This is a genomic window from Pseudomonas sp. ASL4 (assembly GCF_056680395.1).
Genome location: NZ_CM155280.1, coordinates 7136279 through 7161451 on the forward strand (window position 1 = coordinate 7136279; position 25173 = coordinate 7161451).

The following is a 25173-nucleotide window of genomic DNA, read 5'->3' on the forward strand; positions in this document are numbered from 1 at the left end:
CCTTCGGCAGCTCCTACATCTCCTTACGACCCTGTGCCACCCACAGTGATCGCATCGATTTTCAGCGTTGGCTGGCCGACACCCACCGGCACCGACTGCCCATCCTTCCCGCACGTCCCCACGCCACTGTCCAGCGCCAGATCGTTACCGACCATCGACACCTTGCTCATGGCTTCCGGTCCGTTGCCGATCAACGTCGCGCCTTTGACCGGGGCGGTAATCTTGCCGTCTTCGATCAGGTACGCCTCGCTGGTGGAGAACACGAACTTGCCGCTGGTGATGTCCACCTGACCGCCGCCGAGGTTGGCGCAGTAGATGCCGCGTTTCACCGAGGCGATGATTTCTGCCGGGTCGCTTTCGCCCGCCAGCATGTAGGTGTTGGTCATCCGAGGCATCGGCAGGTGCGCGTAGGATTCACGACGACCGTTACCGGTGCGGGCCACGCCCATCAGGCGCGCGTTGAGCTTGTCCTGCATGTAGCCTTTGAGCACGCCGTTTTCGATCAGCGTGGTGCACTCGGTCGGGGTGCCTTCGTCATCGACGCTCAACGAGCCACGACGACCCGCCAGGGTGCCGTCATCGACGATGGTGCAGAGCTTGGACGCAACCATCTCGCCCATGCGCCCGCTGTAGGCCGAACTGCCCTTGCGGTTGAAGTCGCCTTCCAGGCCGTGGCCGACCGCTTCGTGCAACAGCACACCGGACCAACCCGAACCCAACACCACCGGCAACGTACCAGCCGGCGCCGGAATCGCTTCCAGGTTCACCAGCGCCTGACGCAACGCTTCACGGGCGTAACCCATGGCACGGTCGTCGCTGAGAAAATAACGATAATCGGTACGACCGCCGCCGCCATGACCACCGCGCTCGCGGCGGCCGTTTTGTTCAACGATCACGCTGACGTTGAAGCGCACCAATGGCCGCACATCCGCCGCCAGGCTGCCGTCGGTGGAAGCCACGAGAATGCGCTCCCAAACCCCGGCCATGCTCACGGTGACTTGCTGGATACGCGGGTCGAGGGCACGGGTCGCGACGTCGATACGCTTGAGCAGTTCGACTTTTTCGGCGCGGGTCATCACTTCCAGCGGGTTGTCCGGACCGTACAACTGGGCGACATCCTGGGTGGTGAACGCTTGCACCGTGCCGTTCTGCCCGGCTCGGGAGATCGAACGCGCGGCACGAGCCGCCGCGCCGAGCGCTTCGAGGGTGATGGCGTTGCTATAGGCAAAACCGGTTTTCTCACCCGATTGCGCCCGCACTCCGACGCCCTGGTCGAGGTTGAAGCTGCCTTCCTTGACGATGCCGTCTTCCAGCGCCCAGGACTCGGAAATCTGGCCCTGGAAATACAGATCGGCAGCATCGATGCCCGGGCCGGCCAGATCGCCGAGCACACTTTGCAGGCTCTCGATGGTCACGCCGCCGGGCGCTAACAGGTGGTCACTGACTGAGGACAACAACTCGCTCATATGCTTTACGCCTTAAATTCATCGTTCTGAGGCAGGTCGCTGCGCGCCCTGCGAGAAAAAGCGCCGGTGACTGGACACCGGCATCCGCGCCCTGATGGACGCCTGTTCGCTGCTATCGCGTTCGGCCAGCAACACGGCCTCGCCTTGATCCTGTTGCGCCAGCACGCGCCCCCATGGGTCGACGATGGCGGCATGTCCATAAGTCTCTCGCGGTCCCGGATGGGTGCCACCCTGGGCGGCCGCGAGTATGTAGCATTGGGTCTCGATGGCCCGTGCGCGGATCAGTACATCCCAATGGGCCGCGCCAGTCACGGCGGTGAAGGCCGATGGCGCGGTGATCAACTCTGCACCGGCAGCCCGCAATTCGCTGTACAGCTCCGGGAAACGCAGGTCATAACACACTGTCAGGCCGACTCGACCGACGGGTGTGTCTGCCACAACCACCCCACTGCCATAAGCATAGTCATCGGATTCGCGATAACGCCCGCGATCGTCCGCCACATCGACGTCGAACAAGTGCAACTTGTCATACCGTGCAACGGTTTCGCCCTGATCATCCACCAGCAGCGAGCAGGCATGCACTTTCGCCATCGGCTGGTCAGCCGGCGGTAACGGCAAGGTGCCGGCTACTATCCATAACTTGAGGGCGCGGGCGGTCTGTTTCAACCACGGCAGGATCGGACCTTCGCCCAAGGCTTCGGCGCGACCGATATCGGCGATGTCGCGACGCCCCATGGCGGCGAAGTTTTCCGGCAGCACTGCCAGCCGAGCGCCAGCGTTCGCCGCTTGCTCCAGCAAGCGACGGGCCTGGGCCAGATTGGCCAGCACATCGCTCTGGCTGACCATTTGAATCACCGCTACAGACATGGCCATTTCCTTATCTGGAATCAACACATACCTGTAGGAGCTGCCGCAGGCTGCGATCTTTTGATTTTCACAAGATCAAAAGATCGCAGCCTGCGGCAGCTCCTACAAGGGGCTTACGGCCATGCTACTCCATCGGTTTGGAGAGTGGCTTTTGAAAAAGAACATCAAAAAGGTTTATCCAGAGTGATCTTCGGCTCTTTCCATGGGCCTTTGACGGTGTATTTGACGCTGGCGAATCGCGCCACGCGGTCGCCGATCAGTTTGTCGATCAGGAACAGCGCACCACCAATGGCTGGCGCGCCGACAATCAGCGCAGCAATCGGCAGGTTGTTCGTCAGCGGCAGCGTCACCAGCAACTTGGCGTCGACATTATCGCCCACCAGATCCAGCGTGCCGTTGATCTCCAGATTGCTCGACGGACCGGTCAGCACAATCGGCTCGCGAGTGACATAAACCCCGCTGCTCGCCACCAACAGGCCTTTGACCCGGTCGTAGCTCAGACCTTTGCCAAACAGGTCGGAGAAGTCCAGGCGCAAGCGCCGACCAATCGAGTTGAAGTTAAGCAGACCAAATACCCGCAATGCCTGGGCACCGCCCTCGACTTCGACAAACTGACCTTTGTTCAACGATGCATCGAGGCTGCCGGAGAACCGCTTGGTGGCCAACCAGGCCGGGGAGCCCGGCCATCGGCCATCGACATCCATGTGAAAGTCCTGACTGGTGACGCTCGGGGCAAAGCCCCAGCCCTTGAGCGAGTCGGCCAGGTTCTTGCCACTGATTCGGCCCTTGTACCAACTGCTGGTGGCACCCGGCGTTCCTTCCCAGCCCCCGTTGCCCTGCAATAGGATGCCCTTGAGACCCATGTCCAGCGTATTGAGCGCAATGCCTTTGGCTGTAGGGCGGACTTTCAGCGACCAGGCGCCGACCAGGTCATCGCCCTGGAACAGCTGATTGATGAGGATATCCAGCGCGGGAATCTTCGTCGGGTCCACGGAAACCAGCGGGTCCGGCGAGTTTTCATCGGCCAGCACGGTCGGGTCGGGAGCCGGCAATTTCACGTATTGCAGATTGATGCCAATCGGCGTGGCTTTCGCGTCCGGGATAGTCACGCTGCCCTTGGCCTGTTGACTGTCGAGCTGCAAGGCCCAGACAGAAGGTTTGCGGGTCAACTGCACTGATGCTTGATCCAGTGTCGTACCGAAACCACTGAGCTTGCCGACTTTGAAGTCCGCGCCGCTGAGCAACTGCTTGGCGCTACCGCCCGGGTCCTGACCGGCGTACTTGTCCACCAGGTCTTTCCATGGGCCGACGTCCAGTTCCGACAGCACCCCACTGACGCGCAAGCCCTTGGTGGCCGGCAGCACGGCATTGCCGCCACCGAGGAACAACTCACCGCGACCGTCGCCGAAATTACCCGGCGGCGCCGCGAAAGTGAAATTCGCCAGGTCACCATAGCTGACCCAATAGCGCCGCTCCGGCCCTTGCAGGGTCATGCGGAACACCGTGTCACGCCCCACATCAGTGGCCATGCCGAACGGCGCCGGCAAATCGACGGCCACGCCTTTAAGGTTGGAGCTGACCATCAATTGGCTGTCCGGCCCATTGAGGTTCAGTTGCAGTTGGTAAGGGACCACGCCGGACACCGGCAACGGCTGGGTCACGTTGAGCCAGTCCGTGAGTTTCTTGACCTCGACCTGACCGGATGCGCTGACCCGGGTATTGAGTTTGCCCGGGCTGCCATCGGCAAAAATCTGCGCGGTCACCGGTTTGTCGAAGGCTCTCGCGGTGATGTTCTGACCGCTCAAACCCTTGCTGCTGTCGAAACGGAAATCACCTTTGAGCTGAGTCAGTTCCAGCGTCGGCTCAGCCAATTTCAGCCGGGCCCTGGCGGTCTTGAAGTCGACGATAATCTTCGGCAGATCACCTTTGGCCAGCGGGATGTCCAGTTTCAGCTTGCCCTGCAGGTCGCCATCGCCTTCCCAACCGGCAAAGGTGTCGGCGGTGCCGATCGGTGCTTGCTGAAGAATTTTCAGGCCATCGCCCAAGCCTCCGGCAAACGCACCGTCGAGGAACAGATGGACGTTTTGCCCGGCAGGGACATGCGGGATATTGACGTAGACATCGCTGACCTGAGTGTCGAGCAACTGGCCCTTGCTGGCCAGAATCCGCACACCGCTGTCTTCGATAAACACATCGCCACTGACCTTGCTGACGTGCGGCCAACCCGGCTGGAATGCCAGTTCGGCGTCGTGAACCTTGAAGAACAGGCTGATGCTGCGAGCGTTTTCGGGGGCGCCATGGTTCAGCGAACCCTGGTACTGGAAGAAACCCTGGTCCACGGCACCTTTGAGAATCGCCGTGCGCAGCCATTCGTCCAGCGCCGGGCTGAGGACTTGCGGCAAGTACTTGGCGGTGTATTTGCCATCGCCGTCCACCAGGCCGACCCGCAGGTCCATGTAGTCTTCCTGGGTGTGATCGAAATGCAGGCGGATCAGGAAGTCGCCGGCGATCTTGCCCTCTTCGCCCAACACCTTCAGGTATGGCGCGATCAGCGTGAAGCCTTCTTTATCGAGTTTCCAGGTCAGCCGGGCATTGGCCTGGATGTACTGCCATGGCTTGGCGAAAATCGGGTCCAGGTGCAGGACGAAATCCTTGCTGTCCATGCGCAACTCGCCGTGACCGAGGTCACCGCTGATGCTGCCGCTGACATTCCGCGCTGCCGGTGCGCCGTGATAGGCGTCGAAACCGACCTGCTCCAGATTGGCGGCGAAACTGAATTTGCTGTCGTCCGTGGCATTGGGCCGCAGGTCGATCAACACGTTGCGCAATGCACCCGTGACCTTGAGCTTCTCGACAGCGGTGGCCACACCTTCAGGCAGTGGCCCCAGGGCATTGAGCAGCGGCGTGAGCGGCGCCAGGTCCAGACGGTCGGCTTGCAGATGCCAAAGCTCTTCGGTCTTGTCGGTGGCTTCGCTTTGTTTGAGTTGCAGGTGGCTTTCCCAGCGTGTGTCGCCCAGGTTCATGGCCAGGGAATCGAGGGTTACCACGGCGCCTTCGCTGCTACGCTGGAAGTAACCGTTCAGCGCCAGATTGTTGATCTGGATTGGCTTGCGCTCGGCGTAGGCGCCTTTGAGTTGCGGGGCGTTGAGGCGAATCGCCGCGCTTTGCACCGCGCCCTCACCCCAGCTCAGCCAAAGCTCGCCGCCGGCCTTGATCTCGGAAAAACCCCATTGCCGGGTCAGGCGTCCGGGCAACCATTTCGACCAGTCACTTTGCGGCAGACTCAGGTAAGCCTCGGCTTCGCCGTCCTTCCACGCACTGGCACGCACGCGAGTACGCAGGCTCATGGCCACTGGCTGACCATCGGGCAAGGTCAGGCGCACGTCGAGGCGCTGGCGGGAGGCGCCGGTTTTCAGGTTCAGGCCGACGTAGGTCAACGTCAACGGCTCATGGTCCATGGGCTGCAAGGTGATCTGGCTATCGAGTACCGACAGCTGTTCGATCATTTGCAGGCTATTGAGCAGTTGTTCCGGGTCGAGCGGCTGGTCCTGCCGCACCGGCAAACCTTCCAGCGCCCATTGACCGTCCTCGCCTTCCTTGAGGCTGATCTTCAGACCATTGAGTTCCAGGTGAGCAATGCGTACTTGCCGGGCCATCAGGCTGGCCCAGAGATCCGGCACGGCGCGCACGTTATCCAGGTGCAGGGCATTGCTGCCCTCGCCGACCGTCACGTCGTGAGCCAGCAGAATCGGCGCAAAACCGCTCCAGCTACCTTCCAGCCTGCCGATTTGCAGGGGCATGCCCAACGCGTCACTGGCCTTGGTCTCGATGTCGGCGCGGTATTCGGCCACCAGCGGCGTCAGTTCCCGACCGAGGCTGACGTACAACGCCATCAGCACCAGAACCAACGCACACAGGCCCAGCCCCCAGCGGGTCATTGCAGCCAAAATGCGTGTCAGACGGTCCATGTCAGTTGGCTCCCATGGCATAAATACTGCAAAAAGCTGAGGCCAGCCGTTCTAGTCGCGGTGAAACCTGGAGATTCAGAGCAGCACCACGTCGTATTGTTCCTGGGAATACATGGTTTCTACCTGAAATCGTATGGTGCGACCGATAAAGCCTTCCAGCTCGGCGACGTTGCCTGACTCTTCATCGAGCAAACGGTCCACCACTTTTTGGTTCGCCAATACACGATAGCCTTCAGCCTGATAGGCGCGGGCTTCGCGGAGGATTTCGCGGAAAATTTCGTAGCAGACCGTTTCCGGGGTCTTGAGCTTGCCGCGACCCTGGCAACTGCTGCACGGTTCGCACAGCACCTGTTCGAGACTTTCGCGGGTGCGCTTGCGGGTCATCTGCACCAGGCCCAACTCGGTGATGCCGATGATGTTGGTCTTGGCGTGATCGCGCTCCAGTTGCTTCTCAAGCGTGCGCAGCACCTGGCGCTGATGCTCTTCGTCTTCCATGTCGATGAAGTCGATGATGATGATCCCGCCCAGGTTGCGCAGGCGCAGCTGACGGGCAATAGCGGTGGCGGCTTCGAGGTTGGTCTTGAAGATGGTTTCTTCGAGGTTGCGATGGCCGACAAACGCACCGGTATTGACGTCGATGGTGCTCATGGCTTCCGCCGGGTCCACCACCAGATAACCACCGGACTTGAGCGGCACCTTGCGCTCGAGGGCTTTCTGGATTTCATCTTCGACACCGTACAGGTCGAAAATCGGCCGCTCGCCAGGGTAATGCTCAAGGCGATCGGCAATTTCCGGCATCAGCTCGGCGACGAATTGCGTGGTCTTCTGGAAGGTTTCCCGGGAGTCGATCCGGATCTTCTCGATCTTCGGGCTCACCAGGTCACGCAAGGTCCGCAGGGCCAGGCCGAGGTCTTCGTAGATCACGCTCGGGGCGCCGATGGTTTGGATCTGGGCGTTGATCTGGTCCCACAGACGGCGCAGGTAGCGGATGTCCATGAGGATTTCATCGGCCCCGGCGCCTTCGGCGGCGGTACGCAGGATGAAGCCGCCGGCTTCCTTGATGCCTTCTGTGGCCACGCAGTCGGTGACCACTTGCTTGAGGCGTTCGCGCTCGGCTTCGTCTTCAATCTTCAGGGAAATGCCGACATGGGCCGTGCGCGGCATGTACACCAGATAACGCGATGGAATCGACAGTTGCGTGGTCAGGCGCGCGCCCTTTGAGCCGATCGGGTCCTTGGTGACTTGCACCACCAGGCTCTGGCCTTCGTGCACCAGACTGCTGATGCTTTCTACCGCAGGGCCTTCACGCAGGGAAATTTCCGAGGCATGAATGAACGCTGCACGGTCCAGGCCGATGTCGACGAAGGCCGCCTGCATGCCCGGCAAAACACGTACGACTTTGCCTTTATAGATGTTGCCGACGATCCCGCGCTTTTGCGTGCGTTCGACATGAACCTCTTGCAGAACACCGTTTTCGACCACCGCCACGCGCGATTCCATCGGCGTGATGTTGATCAGAATCTCTTCACTCATGGCAGGGTCTCGTTCAGGCATGTTCACGATAATGGCCGCATCTTGTCAGTACGACGCTTAGCGCGCGTTAAGGGTTTGCCAACAGGGTATGCCGAAACGGCCGAGTAGTTCTGCGGTTTCGCACAGCGGCAGTCCGACCACCGCTGAATAGCTGCCATCGAGCCCAGCGACAAACACCGCGCCCAGTCCTTGAATACCATAGCCGCCGGCCTTGTCCCGGGGTTCGCCGCTGGCCCAGTAGGCCGCCGCTTCCTGAGCGCTGATCGGGCGAAAACGCACCAGACTGCGCACCACCAAAGACTCGCAACGCTCGTCGTCGAGCACCGCGATGGCCGTCAGGACTTCATGCTCATGACCGGACAATATTTTAAGCATGGCGCACGCATCGGCTTCGTCCACCGGTTTGCCGAGAATTTTTCCATCCAGCACCACCGCCGTGTCGGCGCCCAACACGCAAAACGACGCATCGGACACGACTGTGCCGCGCCCGGCCTCGGCCTTGCCGCGCGCCAGACGCTCGACATAAGCCGACGGGGTTTCGTCGTTTAAAGGGGTTTCATCGATGTCCGCACTGATGACGGAAAACGGCACGCCGATCTGCGTGAGCAGTTCACGTCGACGCGGCGAGCCAGAGGCGAGGTACAGCGGCTTACTCATCAAGACATCTCCCTGTCCAGTACGGGCTAATGCCTGACCGTTTAATTGATTTTGTAACGTCGACGCAAACCACGCAAACCGAAGCTGATCCACGGCCAGAGCAACGCACTCACCAAGGCTGGAAGTACCAACGCCAGGGTGGGTTGGCGGTTGCCGGTCAGGGCGCTGAGCCACAGTTGAACCAGTTGGGCCAGGCCGAAAATCACCAGAAGCACCAGGCACTGCTGCCACATCGGGAACATCCGCAGACGCTGTTGCAGCGACAGCACCAGGAAAGTGATGAGGGTCAGGATCAACGCATTCTGGCCAAGCAATGTGCCGTAGAGCACGTCTTCAGCCAGCCCCAGGCAAAAAGCGGTCACCATGCCGACTTTTTGCGGCATGGCCAGCGCCCAGAATGCCAGTAGCAACGCCAGCCAGAGCGGGCGCAGGATTTCCATGAATTGTGGCAACGGCGAAACGCTGAGCAACAGACCGATGGCGAAGGTCAGCCAGACGATCCAGCCGTTTCGGGATGCAGTCGCACCGGCCATTATTCTCTTCCCCCAGTGGTGGCCGGTGCAGAGACAGGCGGTTTGGCAGCAGGTTTCACAGCAGGCGGCTTGGCGACAGGCTTGGCCGGACGGGTGGTTGCCGCAGGCTTGGCAGGCGTTGTGGCAACTGGCGCTGTGGCCGGCGCAGCAATAGCTGGAGTCGGCACGACCGCAGGAATCGGCTTCGGCACGGTTGCCGGGATGATCGGCCCGCCGCCGTGTTGATCCAGAGCCTCCTGGGCCTGGGCTGCGTCGTTGGCGCGCTCTTCTGCGGTGCGACCATCGCTGAACACCAGCAGCAGATAACGGCTACGGTTCAAGGCTGCGGTCGGCACGGCGCGCACAATGGCAAACGGCTGGCCGGAATCGTGGATCACTTCCTTGACCGTTGCTACCGGGTAACCCGCCGGGAAACGCTGACCGAGGCCGGAGCTAACCAACAAGTCGCCTTCTTTAATGTCGGCAGTGTCGGCGACATGACGCAGTTCCAGGCGTTCCGGATTACCCGTGCCGCTGGCAATCGCCCGCAGGCCGTTACGGTTCACTTGCACAGGGATGCTGTGGGTCGTGTCTGTCAGCAACAATACGCGGGAGGTGTACGGCATCAACTCCACCACTTGGCCCATCAGGCCGCGGGCATCGAGCACCGGCTGACCGAGGACCACACCGTCGCGCTCACCTTTATTGATGATGATGCGATGGGTGAAGGGGTTGGGGTCCATGCCGATCAACTCGGCCACTTCGACCTTCTCGTTGACCAGCGCGGAGGAATTGAGCAACTCGCGCAGCCGAACGTTCTGCTCCGTGAGGGCGGCAAGCTTTTGCATGCGACCCTGCAGCAGCAGGTTTTCAGTCTTGAGTTTTTCGTTCTCGGCAACCAGTTCGGTACGGCTGCCAAATTGGCTGGCCACACCTTGCCATAGCCGCTGCGGCAGGTCGGTGATCCAGTAAGACTGCATCAGCACCAGCGACATCTGACTACGCACTGGCTTGAGCAGTGTGAAGCGGGCATCGACCACCATCAGCGCGACCGATAGCACGACCAGCACCAATAAGCGCACGCCCAGTGAGGGGCCTTTGGCGAAAAGCGGTTTAATAAGCCGCTCCTCCCAGGCAAATGTTCTCTTTATTCATACGGCATCAAACCGGCCTGGATGCAGACTGACAGAAGATAAACGCCAACAGGCAGCACTGCAAAGTGCTGCCTGCGCGCTCACAGCATAGATGCAACCCAACGACTTATTCGCTGGAGAGCAGGTCCATGGTGTGTTTATCCATCATTTCCAATGCACGGCCACCGCCGCGAGCAACACAGGTCAGCGGATCTTCGGCAACGATTACCGGCAGACCGGTTTCCTGGGCCAGCAACTTGTCGAGGTCGCGCAGCAAGGCGCCACCACCGGTCAGTACCAGGCCACGCTCGGCGATATCGGAAGCCAGTTCCGGAGGCGATTGCTCCAACGCGCTTTTGACAGCCTGAACGATGGTGGCCAGGGACTCTTGCAGAGCTTCCAGCACTTCATTGGAGTTCAGGGTGAATGCGCGTGGAACGCCTTCAGCCAGGTTACGGCCGCGAACGTCGACTTCACGCACTTCGCCGCCCGGGTAGGCAGTACCGATTTCCTGCTTGATGCGCTCGGCGGTGGATTCGCCGATCAGGCTGCCGTAGTTGCGACGTACATAGGTGATGATCGCTTCGTCGAAACGGTCGCCGCCAACCCGTACGGATTCGGCGTAAACCACACCGTTCAGGGAGATCAACGCGATTTCAGTGGTACCACCACCGATATCGACAACCATCGAACCGCGTGCTTCTTCAACTGGCAGGCCGGCACCGATCGCAGCAGCCATTGGCTCTTCGATCAGGAACACTTCACGAGCACCGGCACCAAGGGCCGATTCACGGATGGCACGACGCTCCACCTGGGTGGATTTGCACGGAACGCAGATCAGCACACGAGGGCTAGGCTGCAGGAAGCTGTTTTCGTGAACCTTGTTGATAAAGTACTGCAGCATCTTTTCGCAGACGCTGAAGTCGGCAATGACGCCGTCTTTCATCGGACGAATGGCAGCAATGTTGCCCGGCGTACGACCAAGCATGCGCTTCGCTTCGGTGCCGACAGCAACGACACTTTTCTGGTTACCGTGTGTCCGAATAGCCACAACGGAGGGCTCATTCAGGACGATTCCGCGCTCGCGCACGTAAATAAGGGTGTTGGCAGTGCCCAGGTCAATGGAAAGATCGCTGGAAAACATGCCACGCAGTTTCTTGAACATGGGAAAGGGACCCTAGGCAACGCGTGGGTAAAAAAGTGCGGCAAACTCTAACAACGACAGGGATTTTGGGCAAGGCGCCAATATGTTAAATTGGCCGCTTTTCTGTGCACCAACCCCCACAATCGCGGCCTTATGACCGTAGAAATGCGGTAGTGTTCCGACAATCTAACACACGGACGCCGTCCGTTCTGTTTTCCACTGGAGAATCGCAATGGCGCTTGAACGCTCCGACGTGGAAAAAATCGCACATCTGGCCTGCCTTGGCCTGAATGATGCCGATCTTCCACACATCACTTCGGCCCTGAACAGCATTCTCGGGCTGGTCGACGAAATGCAGGCAGTCAATACCGATGGTATCGAGCCGCTGGCCCACCCACTGGAAGCCAGCCAGCGCCTGCGTGCAGACGTCGTGACCGAGACCAATCATCGCGAGGCCTATCAGTCCATCGCACCAGCGGTCGAAAACGGCCTGTACCTGGTTCCGAAAGTCATCGACTAAAGGGAAAGAGCCTGCAATGCATCAAATGACTCTGGCCGAGATCGCCCGCGGACTCGCCGATAAAAAGTTTTCTTCCGAAGAGCTGACCAAAGTCCTGCTGGCGCGTATCGCCCAGCTCGATCCACAGCTCAACAGTTTCATCAGCCTCACCGAAGACCTGGCGCTCCAGCAGGCGAAAGCCGCTGACGCACGCCGCGCCAATGGTGAGAGCGGCGCCCTGCTCGGCGCGCCGATTGCCCACAAAGACCTGTTCTGCACGCAAGGCATCCGCACCAGCTGTGGCTCGAAGATGCTCGACAACTTTAAAGCACCGTACGACGCCACCGTGGTCGCCAAACTGGCCGCTGCCGGCGCCGTGACGCTGGGCAAGACCAACATGGACGAATTCGCCATGGGGTCGGCCAACGAGTCGAGTTACTACGGCGCGGTGAAAAACCCGTGGAACCTGGAACACGTGCCGGGCGGTTCGTCCGGTGGTTCGGCTGCCGCGGTTGCCGCTCGTCTGTTGCCAGCCGCGACGGCTACCGACACCGGTGGCTCGATCCGCCAACCGGCGGCGTTCACCAACCTCACTGGCCTGAAACCGACCTACGGTCGTGTTTCGCGTTGGGGCATGATCGCTTATGCCTCTAGCCTCGACCAAGGCGGCCCGTTGGCGCGCACGGCTGAAGACTGCGCGATCCTGCTGCAAGGCATGGCCGGTTTCGATACCAAGGACTCCACCAGCATCGACGAGCCTGTGCCGGATTACAGCGCCAGCCTCAATACGTCGCTCAAAGGCCTGCGCATCGGCGTGCCGAAGGAATACTTCAGCGCCGGTCTCGACCCTCGCATCGCCGAGCTGATCCACAACAGCGTCAAGGAGCTGGAAAAGCTCGGTGCCGTGATCAAGGAAATCAGCCTGCCGAACATGCAGCACGCGATTCCTGCGTACTACGTGATCGCTCCGGCAGAAGCCTCCTCCAACCTGTCGCGTTTCGACGGTGTGCGTTTCGGCCACCGCTGCGCCGATCCGAAGAACCTGGAAGACCTGTACAAACGTTCCCGTGGCGAAGGCTTTGGCCCGGAAGTGCAGCGCCGGATCATGGTCGGGGCCTACGCGCTGTCGGCTGGTTACTACGACGCCTACTACCTGAAGGCGCAGAAGATCCGTCGCTTGGTGAAGAACGATTTCATGGCCGCCTTCACTGAGGTCGACATCATCCTCGGCCCAACCACGCCGAACCCGGCCTGGAAGATTGGTGCCAACAAAAACGATCCGATCGCCGAGTACCTGGAAGATATCTACACCATCACCGCCAACCTCGCGGGCCTGCCGGGCTTGTCCATGCCAGCTGGTTTTGTCGACGGTCTGCCGGTCGGCGTGCAATTGCTCGCCCCGTATTTCCAGGAAGGTCGCCTGTTGAACGTTGCCCATCAGTATCAGTTACACACTGACTGGCACACCCGCACCCCAACCGGCTTCTGAGGAGAAACACATGCAATGGGAAGTCGTGATCGGGCTGGAGATTCATACCCAGCTCACCACCCGGTCGAAAATCTTTTCCGGTAGTTCCACCACCTTCGGTTCCGAGCCGAACACCCAGGCCAGCCTGATAGACCTGGGCATGCCCGGCGTACTGCCAGTGCTGAACCAGGAAGCGGTGCGCATGGCGGTCATGTTCGGCTTGGCAATCGATGCCGAGATCGGCCAGCACAACGTGTTCGCCCGTAAAAACTATTTCTACCCGGACCTGCCCAAGGGCTACCAGATCAGCCAGATGGAATTGCCGATCGTCGGCAAAGGCCACCTGGACATCGCCATGGACGACGGCACGATCAAACGTGTCGGCGTGACCCGTGCGCACCTGGAAGAAGACGCCGGTAAAAGCCTGCACGAAGAGTTCAACGGCGCCACCGGCATCGACTTGAACCGCGCCGGCACGCCGCTGCTGGAAATCGTTTCCGAGCCGGACATGCGCAGCGCCAAGGAAGCCGTGGCCTACGTCAAGACCGTCCACGCGCTGGTGCGCTATCTGGGGATCTGCGACGGCAACATGGCCGAAGGCTCGCTGCGTTGCGACTGCAACGTGTCGATCCGTCCGAAAGGCCAGGTCGAATTCGGCACGCGCTGCGAGATCAAGAACGTCAACTCGTTCCGCTTTATCGAGAAGGCGATCAACAGCGAAGTACGCCGTCAGATCGAGCTGATCGAAGACGGCGGCAAAGTGATCCAGCAGACTCGCCTGTACGATCCGAACAAGGACGAAACCCGTCCAATGCGCAGCAAAGAGGAAGCCAACGACTACCGTTACTTCCCCGATCCGGACCTGCTGCCGGTGGTGATCGAGGACTCGTTCCTCAATGACGTGCGCGCTACCCTGCCGGAACTGCCGCCGCAGAAACGCGAGCGCTTCCAGGCGCAGTTCGGTCTGTCGGTCTACGACGCCAGTGTCCTGGCCACCAGCCGTGAGCAAGCCGATTACTTCGAGAAAGTCGCGAGCATCGGCGGCGACGCCAAGCTGGCGGCCAACTGGGTGATGGTTGAACTGGGCAGCCTGTTGAACAAACAGGGCCTGGACATCGAGCAGTCGCCGGTCTCGGCCGAGCAACTGGGCGGCATGTTGCTGCGCATCACCGACAACACCATCTCCGGCAAAATCGCCAAGGTTGTGTTTGAAGCGATGGCCAACGGCGAAGGCAGCGCGGACGAGATCATCGACAAGCGCGGCCTCAAGCAAGTGACTGACAGCGGCGCGATCTCGGCGGTACTGGACGAAATGCTCGCAGCCAATGCCGAACAAGTTGAACAGTACCGCGCGGCAGACGAAGCCAAACGCGGCAAGATGTTCGGCTTCTTCGTCGGCCAGGCCATGAAAGCCTCCAAAGGCAAGGCCAACCCGCAACAGGTCAACGAACTGCTGAAAAGCAAGCTCGAAGGCTGATGAGAATAGAGCCAGCACTCAAAACTGGCTCAATTCCCTGTGGGAGCGGGCTTTTGTGGCGAGGGGGCTTGCCCCCGTTGGGTCGCGAAGCGGCCCCAATATCTGAATTCGGGTCATCTCTGGCACACCGAGTTTTCAGGTTTTGGGCCTGCTGCGCAGTCCAACGGGGGCAAGCCCCCTCGCCACACAGCCCGCTCCCACATTTGTTTCAGGGAAACCTTTTATGAAGCGTCTACTGAGTGCCTGCGCCCTGCTCTCTTTGCTGGCCGGTTGCGCCAGCAACGACATCATCGACCCGCACGGTTACGACCAGACCGGCACGGCGTCCTATTACGGCGCCAAGCACCACGGCAAACGGACCGCCAGTGGCGAGCCGTTCAACCAGAATGCCCTGACCGCCGCCCATCGCCAGTTGCCGTTCGGCACCCGGGTGAAGGTCACGAATTTGAACAACGACAAATCCTGTGTGGTGCGCATCAATGATCGTGGCCCGCATACTCGCGGACGCTTGATCGACCTGTCCCGCGCAGCCGCCGCGCAGTTGGGTATGGTCAGCAGCGGCACCGCACGGGTTCGCGTGCAAGCCCTCGATAACTGACCCCTGCCACTGATGGAGCCCAGGCCATTTACGGATTAGCCGACATCCCCCTGCTGAGCGTGATCGAACTGCTCAGCGGCCTGTTTCTACTGATCGCCGGCGCCGAGCTGATGGTCCGCGCCGCCGTACGCCTGGCAGCGCGCCTGCATGTGCGGCCGCTGATCATCGGCCTGACCATCGTCGCCCTCAGCAGCAGCGCCCCGCAGATGGCCGTCAGCCTGCAAGCCATGCTTGCGCAAAACGCCGACATTGCCGTCGGCAGCGTGATCGGCAGCAGCATTTTCAACATCCTCGTCACCCTTGGCCTGTCGGCGCTGATCATTCCGTTGCGGGTGTCGCGTCAGTTGGTACGCCTGGACATTCCGCTGATGATCGGCGCCAGCCTGCTGGTGTGCGTATTGGCCTGGAACGAAAGACTGACCCGCCTCGACGGTGTGATTCTGCTGGCCGCGCTGGTGTTGTACCTCGGCCTGCTGCTTCGCCAGTCACGGCACTCGGCCCGTCCGCAAACGAACCACGAAGCCACGTCACAAGCCCCGTGGTTCAGCAGCCTGCTGATGATCTTCGCCGGGCTGGCAATGTTGGTGTACGCCGGTCACTTGTTGTTGGGCGCGGCCGTTTCCGTCGCCAGCGACTTGGGGCTGTCGGAGCGGATCATCGGCCTGACCGTCGTCGCCATCAGCACCTCCCTGCCCGAGCTCGCCACCTCGCTGATCGCCGCGCTGCGCGGTCAACGGGAGATTGCCGTGGGCAACGTGATCGGCAGTAACCTGTTCAACCTGTTGGGCGTGCTCGGCTTTACCGCACTGGTGGCGCCATCGCCGCTGTCGGTTTCGCCCAATGCCCTGGACTTCGATTTGCCGGTGATGCTCGGCGTCGCCGTACTCTGCCTGCCGCTGTTTTATACCGGCTACCGGATAACCCGGGCCGAAGGATTGCTGTGCCTGGGTTTGTACCTGGCGTACGGCCTGCACATGGTGTCGTTCACCACCGGGATGCCGCTGGCCGGCAAACTTGAACACCTGATGCTGTTTTTCGTATTGCCGGCGCTGTTGGCGTTCTTGCTGTTCACGTCGCTGCGCGCCTGGCGTCGCCAACACCACAAGAGGGATGTGCAATGACCGACCACAAAAAGCCCGGCGTTGAAGTTCGACGCCAAGTGATGGGCGATGCTTTCGTCGACCGGGCGCTGGGCAATGCCACCGAGTTCAGTCAGCCGCTGCAGGATTTCGTCAATGAACATGCTTGGGGCAGCGTCTGGAATCGTGAAGGTCTGCCGCTGAAAACCCGCAGCCTGATCACCCTCGCCGCGCTGACCGCGTTGAAGTGCCCGCAAGAGCTGAAAGGTCACGTGCGCGGTGCACTGAACAACGGCTGCACCGTGGAAGAGATTCGCGAGGCGTTGCTGCATTGCGCGGTGTATGCCGGAGTGCCGGCGGCGATTGATGCGTTTCGGGCGGCGCAGGAAGTGATCGATAGCTATCAGAAGCCGGAATAAGTCGCTGGCATTTGTGGTGACTGTTCGGCCGTCTTCGCGAGCAAGCCCGCTCCCACAGTGGATTTGAGTCGTACACATATTTTGTGTCCACTGGAGATCCACTGTGGGAGCGGGCTTGCTCGCGAAGAGGCCCTAAAGAACACCACAAATCCTGAAGTCAGATCCACCCACCCCACTGCAACACAAATATCCCCAGATTGGTGGTCACTGCCGCCATCAACGTGGTGATTACAATAATCGCCGCCGCCAGTTCATGATTGCCATTGGCCTGACGCGCCATGACAAAACTCGCCGCCGCCGTTGGGCTGCCGAAGTACAGAAACAGAATCCCCAACTCCGCCCCACGAAAGCCGCACAGCCAGGCACCAGCGGTCGCCAGCAGCGGCAGGCCGATCATCTTCACCAGGCTTGAACTCAGCGCCATGTTGCCGCTTTTGCGCAATGCCGCCAGTGACAGCGTGCCGCCGATGCAGATCAGCGCCAATGGCAACGTGGTTTGCGCCAGATACTGACCGGACGCCTCCAGCCAACCCGGCAAACTGATCTTGAAATAGGCACACGGCGCTGCCGCAATCACGCTGATGATCAGCGGGTTGGCCATCACGCTTTTGCAGATACTCCACGGATCGGACTTGATCACCGGGCTGTACACCGCCAGCACGATGGTCGAGAGGGTGTTGTAGAAGAGAATGACGAGCGCCGCAAGAATCGCCCCGAGGGAAATCCCGTAGTCGCCGTACATGCTCGCCGCCAGGGCCAGGCCGATGACGCCGTTGTTCCCGCGAAACGCGCCTTGGGTGTAGATGCCCCGGTCTTCTCTCGGACACTTCCAGATCGCCCAACCCCAGGCGATGGCGAAACACACCAGCGTGGCAACGGAGAAGTAAATCAGCAGCGCCGGTTGCAGCGCGGCGTGCAGATCCGCGTGCAAGATGCCCAGAAACAGCAGCGCCGGCATGGTGACGTTGAACACCAGGGCCGACGCGGTATGGATGAAGTTGTCGTTGATCCAGTTGATGCGCTTGAGCAGCACACCCAGAAACAGCATGGCAAACACCGGCGCGGTGATGTTCAGGGTTTCGAGGAAAATTGCCAGCATGCCGGGGGGAACCTTGGGTGGGCGTTGTCAGGGGGCTAATGATAAGCCACCCGGTCCTTTGGCGTCTGTTAGACCGCTATCGCGAGCAAGCTCGCTCCCACATTTGTCCAATGCCAAACACAACATATGTGCGCGACGAAAATCCAATGTGGGAGCGAGCTTGCTCGCGATGCAGGCGACTCGGTCTCAGGTGATGGGCGCCGGGTTGAACAACGTGATGTCGTTATGCAGCTTATGCCGCTCCGCCCACGTCTGCTTCTTGCCGCTGGCCACGTCCAGGTAGTAGTGAAACAACTCCCAGCCCAAATCCTCAATCGAAGCCCGACCCGTCGCAATCCGCCCGGCATCGATATCAATCAGGTCCGGCCAACGCTGCGCCAGTTCAGTCCGGGTCGAGACCTTCACCACCGGCGCCATCGCCAAACCATACGGCGTGCCACGCCCGGTGGTGAACACGTGCAGGTTCATCCCCGCCGCCAGTTGCAACGTCCCGCAGACAAAGTCACTGGCCGGGGTCGCGCAGAAGATCAGGCCTTTGCGCTTGAAGCGCTCGCCAGGGCCAAGCACGCCATTGATCGCGCTGCTGCCGGATTTGACGATCGAACCCAACGACTTCTCGACAATGTTCGACAACCCACCCTTCTTGTTCCCCGGCGTGGTGTTGGCGCTGCGATCCGCTTCGCCCTTGGCCAGGTAACGGTCGTACCAGTCCATTTCCCGCACCAGCTCCTCGGCGACTTCTTTGCTTTCGGCCCGGGAGGTCAGCAGGTAAATCGCGTCGCGCACTTCGGTGACTTCGGAAAACATCACCGTCGCACCGGCCCGCAGCAACAAGTCCGAGGCATAGCCCAGCGCCGGGTTGGCGGTGATGCCGGAGAACGCATCGCTGCCGCCGCACTGCATGCCCAGGATCAGTTCGGACGCCGGCACGGTTTCCCGGCGACGTTGATCGAGCTTCTTCAAACGGGTTTCGGCCAGCGCCATGATCTGCTCGATCATCTCGGTGAAACCATGACTCGAATCCTGCAAGCGATACAGCCATGGCTCGCTCAAATCCACCGAGCTGTCGTTGTCGTGCATCACCTGCCCGGCCTGCAATTTTTCGCAACCGAGGCTGATCACCAGCGCTTCACCACCCAGGTTCGGGTTGCGCGCCAGGTTGCGCACGGTGCGAATCGGGATGTACGCGTCGGTGGCGGTGATCGCCACGCCGCAGCCGTAACTGTGGGTCAGCGCCACCACGTCATCGACGTTCGGATAACGCGGCAGTAACTCGTCCTTGATGCGCTTGACCGCATGATTGAGCACGCCAGTGACGCATTGCACGGTCGTTGTAATCCCGAGAATATTGCGCGTGCCAACGGTACCGTCGGCGTTGCGGTAACCCTCGAATGTAAAGCCTTCCAGCGGTGCCTGCGCCGCCGGCACTTCGGTGGACAGCGGCAGGCTGTCCAGCGGTGGCGCGGTGGGCATACGCAGTTGATCTTCCTTGACCCAACTGCCGCGCGGAATCGGCTGCAAGGCGTAGCCGATGGTCTGGCCGTAGCGAATCACCTGGCCGCCCTCGGGAATGTCTTCGAGGGTGACTTTATGGCTCTGCGGCACGAAGTCCACCGTCACCAGACCATCGGGAAACTCGGTGCCGGCCGGCACGCCCTGGTCATTGACCACGATCACCACATTGTCCCGCTCGTGCAGGCGGATGTAGCGCGGCGAGTCGGAATGTTCAATCAACTGCATGACGCCGCTCCTCAGGAATGCGCTCGGGATAATTTGTTGGTCATTTCAGGACCATTGACGGGTGGCTCTTTCAACACGACGCGTTTGATCGGGCCGACGATCACCAGATAACTGAACACCGCCACCAACGCATTGCAACCGACAAACACCAGCGCCCACTTGAACGATCCGGTGGTGGCGATGATGTAGCCGATGACGATCGGCGTGGTGATCGAGGCGATGTTGCCGAACATGTTGAACAGGCCGCCACTCAAACCGGCGATCTGTTTCGGCGAGGTGTCCGAGACCACGGCCCAGCCCAGCGCGCCAACGCCTTTGCCGAAGAATGCCAATGCCATGAAGCCGACGACCATCCATTCCACGTCCACGTAATTGCAGGCGACGATGGTGGTCGAGAGCAGCAGACCGCCAATGATCGGCGCCTTGCGGGCGAAGGTCAGCGAGTGGCCCTTGCGCAGCAGGTAGTCGGAAATGATCCCGCCGAGTACACCGCCGATGAAGCCGCAGATCGCCGGCAACGACGCGATGAAACCGGCCTTGAGAATGGTCATGCCGCGTTCCTGCACCAGGTACACCGGGAACCAGGTCAGGAAGAAGTAGGTGATGCCGTTGATGCAGTATTGGCCCAGGTACACGCCGAGCATCATGCGGTTGGTCAGCAACTGGCGAATGTAGTCCCACTTCGGACCGTCGACCTTTTGGCCTTTGCCTTTGTCTTGATCCATGTCCACCAGGCCGCCGTTGTCGGCGATGTGCTGGAACTCGGCGTCGTTGATCATTGGGTGCTGGCGCGGGCTGTGGATAAGTTTCAGCCAGAGCAGCGAGAACACGATGCCGATGCCGCCCATGACCACGAATACATGCTGCCAGCCGAAGGTGTAGACGATCCAGCCCATCAGCGGCGCGAAGATCACCGTGGCGAAGTATTGCGCCGAGTTAAAGATTGCCGAAGCGGTACCGCGTTCAGCGGTCGGGAACCAGGCCGCCACAATGCGGGCGTTGCCAGGGAACGACGGCGCTTCGGCCAGGCCCACCAGGAAGCGCAGCATGAACAGCGCGACGATGGCGGTGGAGACACCGAACTCACCGACATAGCCCTGGAGCACGGTGAACAGCGACCAGGTGAAGATGCTCAGTGCGTATACTTTTTTCGAGCCAAAACGGTCCAGCAACCAGCCACCGGGAATTTGCCCGGCCACGTAGGCCCAACCGAACGCAGAGAAGATAAAGCCGAGGGTGACCGCGTCGATGCCGAGGTCTTTTTGCAGGCTGGAGCCGGCGATAGCGATCGTAGCCCGGTCGGCGTAGTTGATCGTGGTCACCAGAAACAGCATGAGCAGGATCAAATAGCGGACGTGAGTCGGCTTGGTCGATGGCATGTAGATGTACTCCCACTGATTATTTTTATGCGGGGTGAATCTTTAGTTTTTCTGTGGGAGCGAGCTTGCTCGCGATGGTGGTCAACGATGACACGGGGCATCAGGTTTACCACCGCGTCCTCAAGACCATCGCGAGCAAGCTCGCTCCCACAGGGGTATTGCGTTTACGATCCGATGTAGGAGGTCTTCACCACGGTGTAGAACTCTTGCGCATAACGACCTTGCTCACGTGAGCCATAGGATGAACCTTTACGGCCACCGAACGGAACGTGGTAATCCACACCGGCGGTCGGCAGGTTGACCATTACCATTCCGGCCTGGGAATGGCGTTTGAAGTGGTTGGCGTACTTCAACGAGGTGGTGGCGATGCCCGCCGACAGACCGAACTCGGTGTCGTTGGCCATGGCCAGTGCTGCCTCGTAATCCGCCACGCGAACCACGTTGGCTACTGGGCCGAAGATCTCTTCACGGCTGATACGCATCGCTGCTTCGCTGTCGGCAAACAGCGTTGGCGCGAGGTAGTAGCCTTCGGTGTCGCACGTCACCAAGCCACCGCCGCTGACCAGACGCGCACCTTCGGACTGGCCGATGTCGATGTACTTCAAGTCTTGCTCAAGCTGAGCCTGGGACACCACTGGACCGATGTCGGTGCCGGTTTTTAGTGCGTGGCCGACCTTGATCGACTTCATGCGCTCGGCCACGGCTTCAACGAACTTGTCGTGAATCCCGGCAGTAACGATGAAACGGCTCGAGGCGGTGCAACGCTGGCCGGTGGAGTAGAACGCGCTCTGTACCGACAGCTCGACCGCTTGCTTGAGGTCGGCGTCGTCGAGAATGATCTGCGGGTTCTTGCCGCCCATTTCCAGCTGAACTTTCGCTTGGCGCGAGACACAGCTGACGGCGATCTGACGACCGACACCGACCGAACCGGTGAAGCTGATGCCGTCGACTTTCGGGCTCTGCACCAGCGCATCGCCAACCACACGACCGCTGCCCATCACCAGGTTGAACACGCCGGCCGGGAAACCTGCGCGGGAGATGATTTCAGCGAGGGCCCAGGCGCAACCTGGAACCAGATCCGCCGGTTTCAGCACGACGCAGTTGCCGTAGGCCAGGGCCGGGGCGATTTTCCACGCAGGGATGGCGATCGGGAAATTCCACGGGGTGATCAGACCGACCACGCCCAAGGCTTCGCGAGTGACTTCAACATTCACACCCGGACGCACCGACGGCAGGTAGTCGCCGGACAGACGCAGGCATTCACCGGCGAAGAACTTGAAGATGTTGCCGGCGCGAGTCACTTCGCCGATGGCTTCCAGCAGGGTCTTGCCCTCTTCCCGGGCCAGCAAAGTGCCGAGTTCTTCACGGCGGGCGAGGATTTCAGTGCCGACTTTATCCAGCGAATCGTGGCGAGCCTGGATGCCCGAGGTCGACCAGGCCGGGAACGCAGCGCGAGCGGCGTCGATGGCGGCGTGGACCTGAGCCAGATCGGCTTTGGCGTATTCACCGATGGTGTCGGTCAACTCGGACGGGTTGATGTTGCGGCAGTAATCGCTGCCCGCAATCCATTCACCGTTGATGTAGTTATCAAAACGCTTTGAATCAGCCACAGAATTTCTCCTACGCAAAAGGCCGCTGATCACTCAGCGGCCTTGTTTAATCGGGATGGTTACTGAGCACCTTGCTTGTCGATCAGCGCGGCGAGCATTTCGTACTCTGCGCCCGTCAGATCGGTCAGCGGTGCACGCACAGGACCTGCGTCATAGCCGGCAATTTTTGCCCCGGCCTTGACGATGCTCACCGCGTAACCGGCTTTGCGGTTGCGGATGTCCAGGTACGGCAGGAAGAAGTCGTCGATGATCTTGCCGACGGTGGCGTGATCGTCGCGAGCGATGGCGTGGTAGAAATCCATCGCGGTTTTCGGGATGAAGTTGAACACCGCCGAGGAGTAAACCGGTACGCCCAGCGCCTTATAAGCAGCGGCATACACTTCGGCGGTCGGCAAACCACCCAGGTAGCTGAAGCGATCACCGAGGCGGCGACGGATCGACACCATCAATTCGATATCGCCCAGGCCATCTTTGTAGCCGATCAGGTTCGGGCAGCGTTCGGCCAGACTTTCCAGCAGCGGCGCGGTCAGGCGGCAGACATTGCGGTTGTAGACCACGACGCCGATTTTCACCGACTTGCAGACCGCTTCAACGTGGGCGGCAACGCCGTCCTGGCTGGCTTCGGTCAGGTAGTGCGGCAGCAACAACAGGCCTTTGGCGCCCAGACGTTCGGCTTCTTGAGCGTATTCGATGGCTTGACGAGTCGAACCGCCTACACCGGCCAGGATTGGCACGCTGGTTTCGCAGGTGTCGACAGCGGTCTTGATGATTTCCGAGTATTCGCTGGCCGCCAGAGAGAAGAACTCACCGGTGCCGCCCGCGGCGAACAGTGCCGTGGCGCCGTATGGGGCCAGCCACTCGAGACGTTTGATGTAGCCCGCGCGATGGAAATCGCCCTGAGCATTGAAATCGGTGACCGGGAAAGACAGCAGGCCGGAAGAGAGGATGGACTTCAGTTCTTGTGGATTCATTATTCGAACACCCTGGATAGCAACGTATGTGTGAGAAAACCGTTCAGCCTTCGCCGAAGTTGTAGGTCATCGTACAACTTAAAATATAACCGTCAACTGCATTTCATCGCCGACCTCAAAATTTTAGTCAGAAAAGGTGATTCCTTGACGTAGGAAGATTCTCGACTAAGCTTGATTTAACTGTATATACATACAGCTAAATACGGACTTACCTACGACATATCAAGGAGCTAGAAATGTCAGGTCTACACACGCAACCCCAGGACCAACCGAAACAGGTGATCGCCCGGTTCGATGATCTTTTTTCTGAACGCGGCATCGCCATCACCGGGGACAACGATCACCTGGTGCTGCACATTGCCGAGCATCACAGTCATCCGCAGCAGCCGACTCCGGCCTCCGGCAAAGCCTTGATCGGCAAGCCACCGCTGAAGTTCGAGGGCGGTGAACACACAGCCATTGGCGACAACACCCTGCTGCGCTTCGTCGAAAACGCCGAACCGATCCTCGCCCATAACGTGCAACTGCATCTAACCAACGGGTTGGCGCCGACTTACGGCCAGGTGCTGGCATTGGGCGGTGATTTCTATGGCACCCCGGATCGCCCGATCAGCGACGGCACCACCCCGGCGGATCGCCTGAACCGTTTTATCGCCGCTTTCGACACGCTGGCCGTGTTGTCCGCATCAAAAGCAGAGGCGGTAAACATCCTCGCCGTGATGCAAAAAGAAATCGACGCCGTGAACCAGGCGATCAAGGACGGTAAGCAGCCCCACGAAGCCTACGACGCCCTCGGAGATACGTTGTCGGAAGAGTGGAACAAAATCACCGGTGGTGGCAGTTTCGTCTCGGCACTGATCCCGCTGGGGCGTTACTTGAAACTGGCGGCGAACAACGCCGACCATTTTGGCGAATGGGCACAGCAGGCTTACATCGCCGGCCACACCGCCGCGCTTCAGCACGCCGCAGCGGCCCGCACCGCTCAAGATGAAAAACAGTTGGAAGTCGCCTATGCGATGAATGCCTTTGCCGATCACTTCCTTACTGACCTGTTTTCCGCCGGCCACTTGCGGGTGCCGCGCAAAGCAATGGCAGCAGCGGTGACGCCGAGTGACCTGGGCTCGCTGATTACCCGCTTCATGCACGACGAAGACAGCAAATTCGGCCTCAATGTGCGCAATGGCAACGGCGAGCAATGGCGTGCGTATGGGGACAAGCGCTACTTCGATGCTATCGACAGTGCCAACCGTATTCACGTCAACAAAGCGGTTCAGGTGTCAGCGGATGAAGTGTTCGCGACTTACCTCAGCGGAACTGTTCCAGCACCCAGCAGCTTTGCGGCGCTGAAACAACTGCCTGACCTGCAAGCCGTGCTGAACCTGGCGACCAACTTCTCGCCGCTGTTCCGGCTCGAGGGCAGCAAAGTGCTGCGACGCAAGGATGTGAACAACCTCAACGACACCGCCACCGTCGACGACTGGTGGGGCTGGAGCACTTATCTGCTGCTCAAGGACTACCACCCAACTGGCAACGTTGCCTGATAAGGAGATCTGA

The 25173-nt window shown here is 60.2% G+C and carries 20 protein-coding genes; 7 read left to right on the plus strand and 13 right to left on the minus strand.

Annotation, left to right across the window (positions count from 1 at the left end; genetic code table 11):
- Positions 1 to 23 precede the first annotated feature (23 nt).
- From tldD to mreB, 8 genes are all read right to left on the minus strand, one after another.
- Positions 24 to 1466, minus strand: coding sequence for a metalloprotease TldD (tldD, locus tag AC1MEW_RS32730; protein ID WP_201200569.1), 1443 nt, complete (start codon positions 1464 to 1466; stop codon positions 24 to 26).
- 18 nt (positions 1467 to 1484) lie between these two features.
- On the minus strand, positions 1485 to 2333 hold the full coding sequence (locus AC1MEW_RS32735; protein WP_201200566.1) for a carbon-nitrogen hydrolase family protein: 849 nt from the start codon (positions 2331 to 2333) through the stop codon (positions 1485 to 1487).
- Between the two features lie 164 nt (positions 2334 to 2497).
- Positions 2498 to 6301 carry a YhdP family protein gene (locus AC1MEW_RS32740; protein WP_480424929.1) on the minus strand — a complete coding sequence of 1268 codons (3804 nt, stop codon included), beginning with the start codon at positions 6299 to 6301 and terminating at the stop codon, positions 2498 to 2500.
- 75 nt (positions 6302 to 6376) lie between these two features.
- Positions 6377 to 7834, minus strand: a complete 1458-nt coding sequence (gene rng / locus AC1MEW_RS32745) for a ribonuclease G (protein ID WP_201200562.1) — start codon at positions 7832 to 7834, stop codon at positions 6377 to 6379.
- 57 nt (positions 7835 to 7891) lie between these two features.
- Entirely contained in the window at positions 7892 to 8491 is a 600-nt protein-coding gene (locus tag AC1MEW_RS32750) for a Maf family protein (RefSeq protein ID WP_201200561.1), read from the minus strand.
- A gap of 41 nt (positions 8492 to 8532) precedes the next feature.
- The gene (gene mreD / locus AC1MEW_RS32755; protein ID WP_201200560.1) at positions 8533 to 9024 is read right to left on the minus strand and encodes a rod shape-determining protein MreD; all 492 of its coding nucleotides are present in this window, start codon (positions 9022 to 9024) and stop codon (positions 8533 to 8535) included.
- Positions 9024 to 10085 carry a rod shape-determining protein MreC gene (gene mreC / locus AC1MEW_RS32760; RefSeq protein WP_480424930.1) on the minus strand — a complete coding sequence of 354 codons (1062 nt, stop codon included), beginning with the start codon at positions 10083 to 10085 and terminating at the stop codon, positions 9024 to 9026. Before mreC ends, mreD begins: the two co-directional genes overlap by 1 nt.
- Positions 10086 to 10263: 178 nt before the next feature.
- Entirely contained in the window at positions 10264 to 11301 is a 1038-nt protein-coding gene (mreB, locus tag AC1MEW_RS32765; protein WP_002555108.1) for a rod shape-determining protein MreB, read from the minus strand.
- Positions 11302 to 11512: 211 nt separating this feature from the next.
- On the opposite strand from mreB, the gene gatC reads away from it, so the two are divergent.
- The 6 genes from gatC to AC1MEW_RS32795 all read left to right on the plus strand — a co-directional run bounded on the left by gatC (position 11513) and on the right by AC1MEW_RS32795 (position 16820).
- Entirely contained in the window at positions 11513 to 11800 is a 288-nt protein-coding gene (gene gatC, locus AC1MEW_RS32770; RefSeq protein WP_007901429.1) for an Asp-tRNA(Asn)/Glu-tRNA(Gln) amidotransferase subunit GatC, read from the plus strand.
- 16 nt (positions 11801 to 11816) lie between these two features.
- Complete coding sequence (gene gatA, locus AC1MEW_RS32775) at positions 11817 to 13268, plus strand: Asp-tRNA(Asn)/Glu-tRNA(Gln) amidotransferase subunit GatA (RefSeq protein WP_201200559.1); 1452 nt, start codon at positions 11817 to 11819, stop codon at positions 13266 to 13268.
- Positions 13269 to 13278: 10 nt separating this feature from the next.
- Complete coding sequence (gene gatB / locus AC1MEW_RS32780; protein ID WP_201200558.1) at positions 13279 to 14724, plus strand: Asp-tRNA(Asn)/Glu-tRNA(Gln) amidotransferase subunit GatB; 1446 nt, start codon at positions 13279 to 13281, stop codon at positions 14722 to 14724.
- A gap of 223 nt (positions 14725 to 14947) precedes the next feature.
- On the plus strand, positions 14948 to 15322 hold the full coding sequence (locus tag AC1MEW_RS32785; RefSeq protein WP_201256148.1) for a septal ring lytic transglycosylase RlpA family protein: 375 nt from the start codon (positions 14948 to 14950) through the stop codon (positions 15320 to 15322).
- A gap of 59 nt (positions 15323 to 15381) precedes the next feature.
- Entirely contained in the window at positions 15382 to 16443 is a 1062-nt protein-coding gene (locus tag AC1MEW_RS32790) for a calcium/sodium antiporter (protein ID WP_201200554.1), read from the plus strand.
- Positions 16440 to 16820: a carboxymuconolactone decarboxylase family protein gene (locus AC1MEW_RS32795; RefSeq protein WP_133838522.1), complete on the plus strand. Its 381-nt coding sequence runs from the start codon at positions 16440 to 16442 to the stop codon at positions 16818 to 16820. Before AC1MEW_RS32790 ends, AC1MEW_RS32795 begins: the two co-directional genes overlap by 4 nt.
- 157 nt (positions 16821 to 16977) lie before the next feature.
- On the opposite strand, the gene AC1MEW_RS32800 is transcribed toward AC1MEW_RS32795, so the two are convergent.
- The 5 genes from AC1MEW_RS32800 to kdgD all read right to left on the minus strand — a co-directional run bounded on the left by AC1MEW_RS32800 (position 16978) and on the right by kdgD (position 23619).
- Positions 16978 to 17919 carry an AEC family transporter gene (locus tag AC1MEW_RS32800; protein ID WP_201256149.1) on the minus strand — a complete coding sequence of 314 codons (942 nt, stop codon included), beginning with the start codon at positions 17917 to 17919 and terminating at the stop codon, positions 16978 to 16980.
- A gap of 186 nt (positions 17920 to 18105) precedes the next feature.
- On the minus strand, positions 18106 to 19659 hold the full coding sequence (gene garD, locus AC1MEW_RS32805) for a galactarate dehydratase (RefSeq protein ID WP_201200545.1): 1554 nt from the start codon (positions 19657 to 19659) through the stop codon (positions 18106 to 18108).
- Positions 19660 to 19670: 11 nt separating this feature from the next.
- Entirely contained in the window at positions 19671 to 21038 is a 1368-nt protein-coding gene (locus tag AC1MEW_RS32810; protein ID WP_480424932.1) for an MFS transporter, read from the minus strand.
- Between the two features lie 164 nt (positions 21039 to 21202).
- Positions 21203 to 22648 (minus strand): aldehyde dehydrogenase family protein, encoded by a 1446-nt coding sequence (locus tag AC1MEW_RS32815; RefSeq protein ID WP_480424934.1) that lies wholly within the window; start codon positions 22646 to 22648, stop codon positions 21203 to 21205.
- 59 nt (positions 22649 to 22707) lie between these two features.
- Entirely contained in the window at positions 22708 to 23619 is a 912-nt protein-coding gene (gene kdgD / locus AC1MEW_RS32820; protein WP_480424935.1) for a 5-dehydro-4-deoxyglucarate dehydratase, read from the minus strand.
- Positions 23620 to 23855: 236 nt separating this feature from the next.
- Between kdgD and AC1MEW_RS32825 the strand changes: the two genes are divergently transcribed.
- Positions 23856 to 25160 carry a phospholipase gene (locus tag AC1MEW_RS32825; RefSeq protein ID WP_480424936.1) on the plus strand — a complete coding sequence of 435 codons (1305 nt, stop codon included), beginning with the start codon at positions 23856 to 23858 and terminating at the stop codon, positions 25158 to 25160.
- Positions 25161 to 25173: the final 13 nt, after the last annotated feature.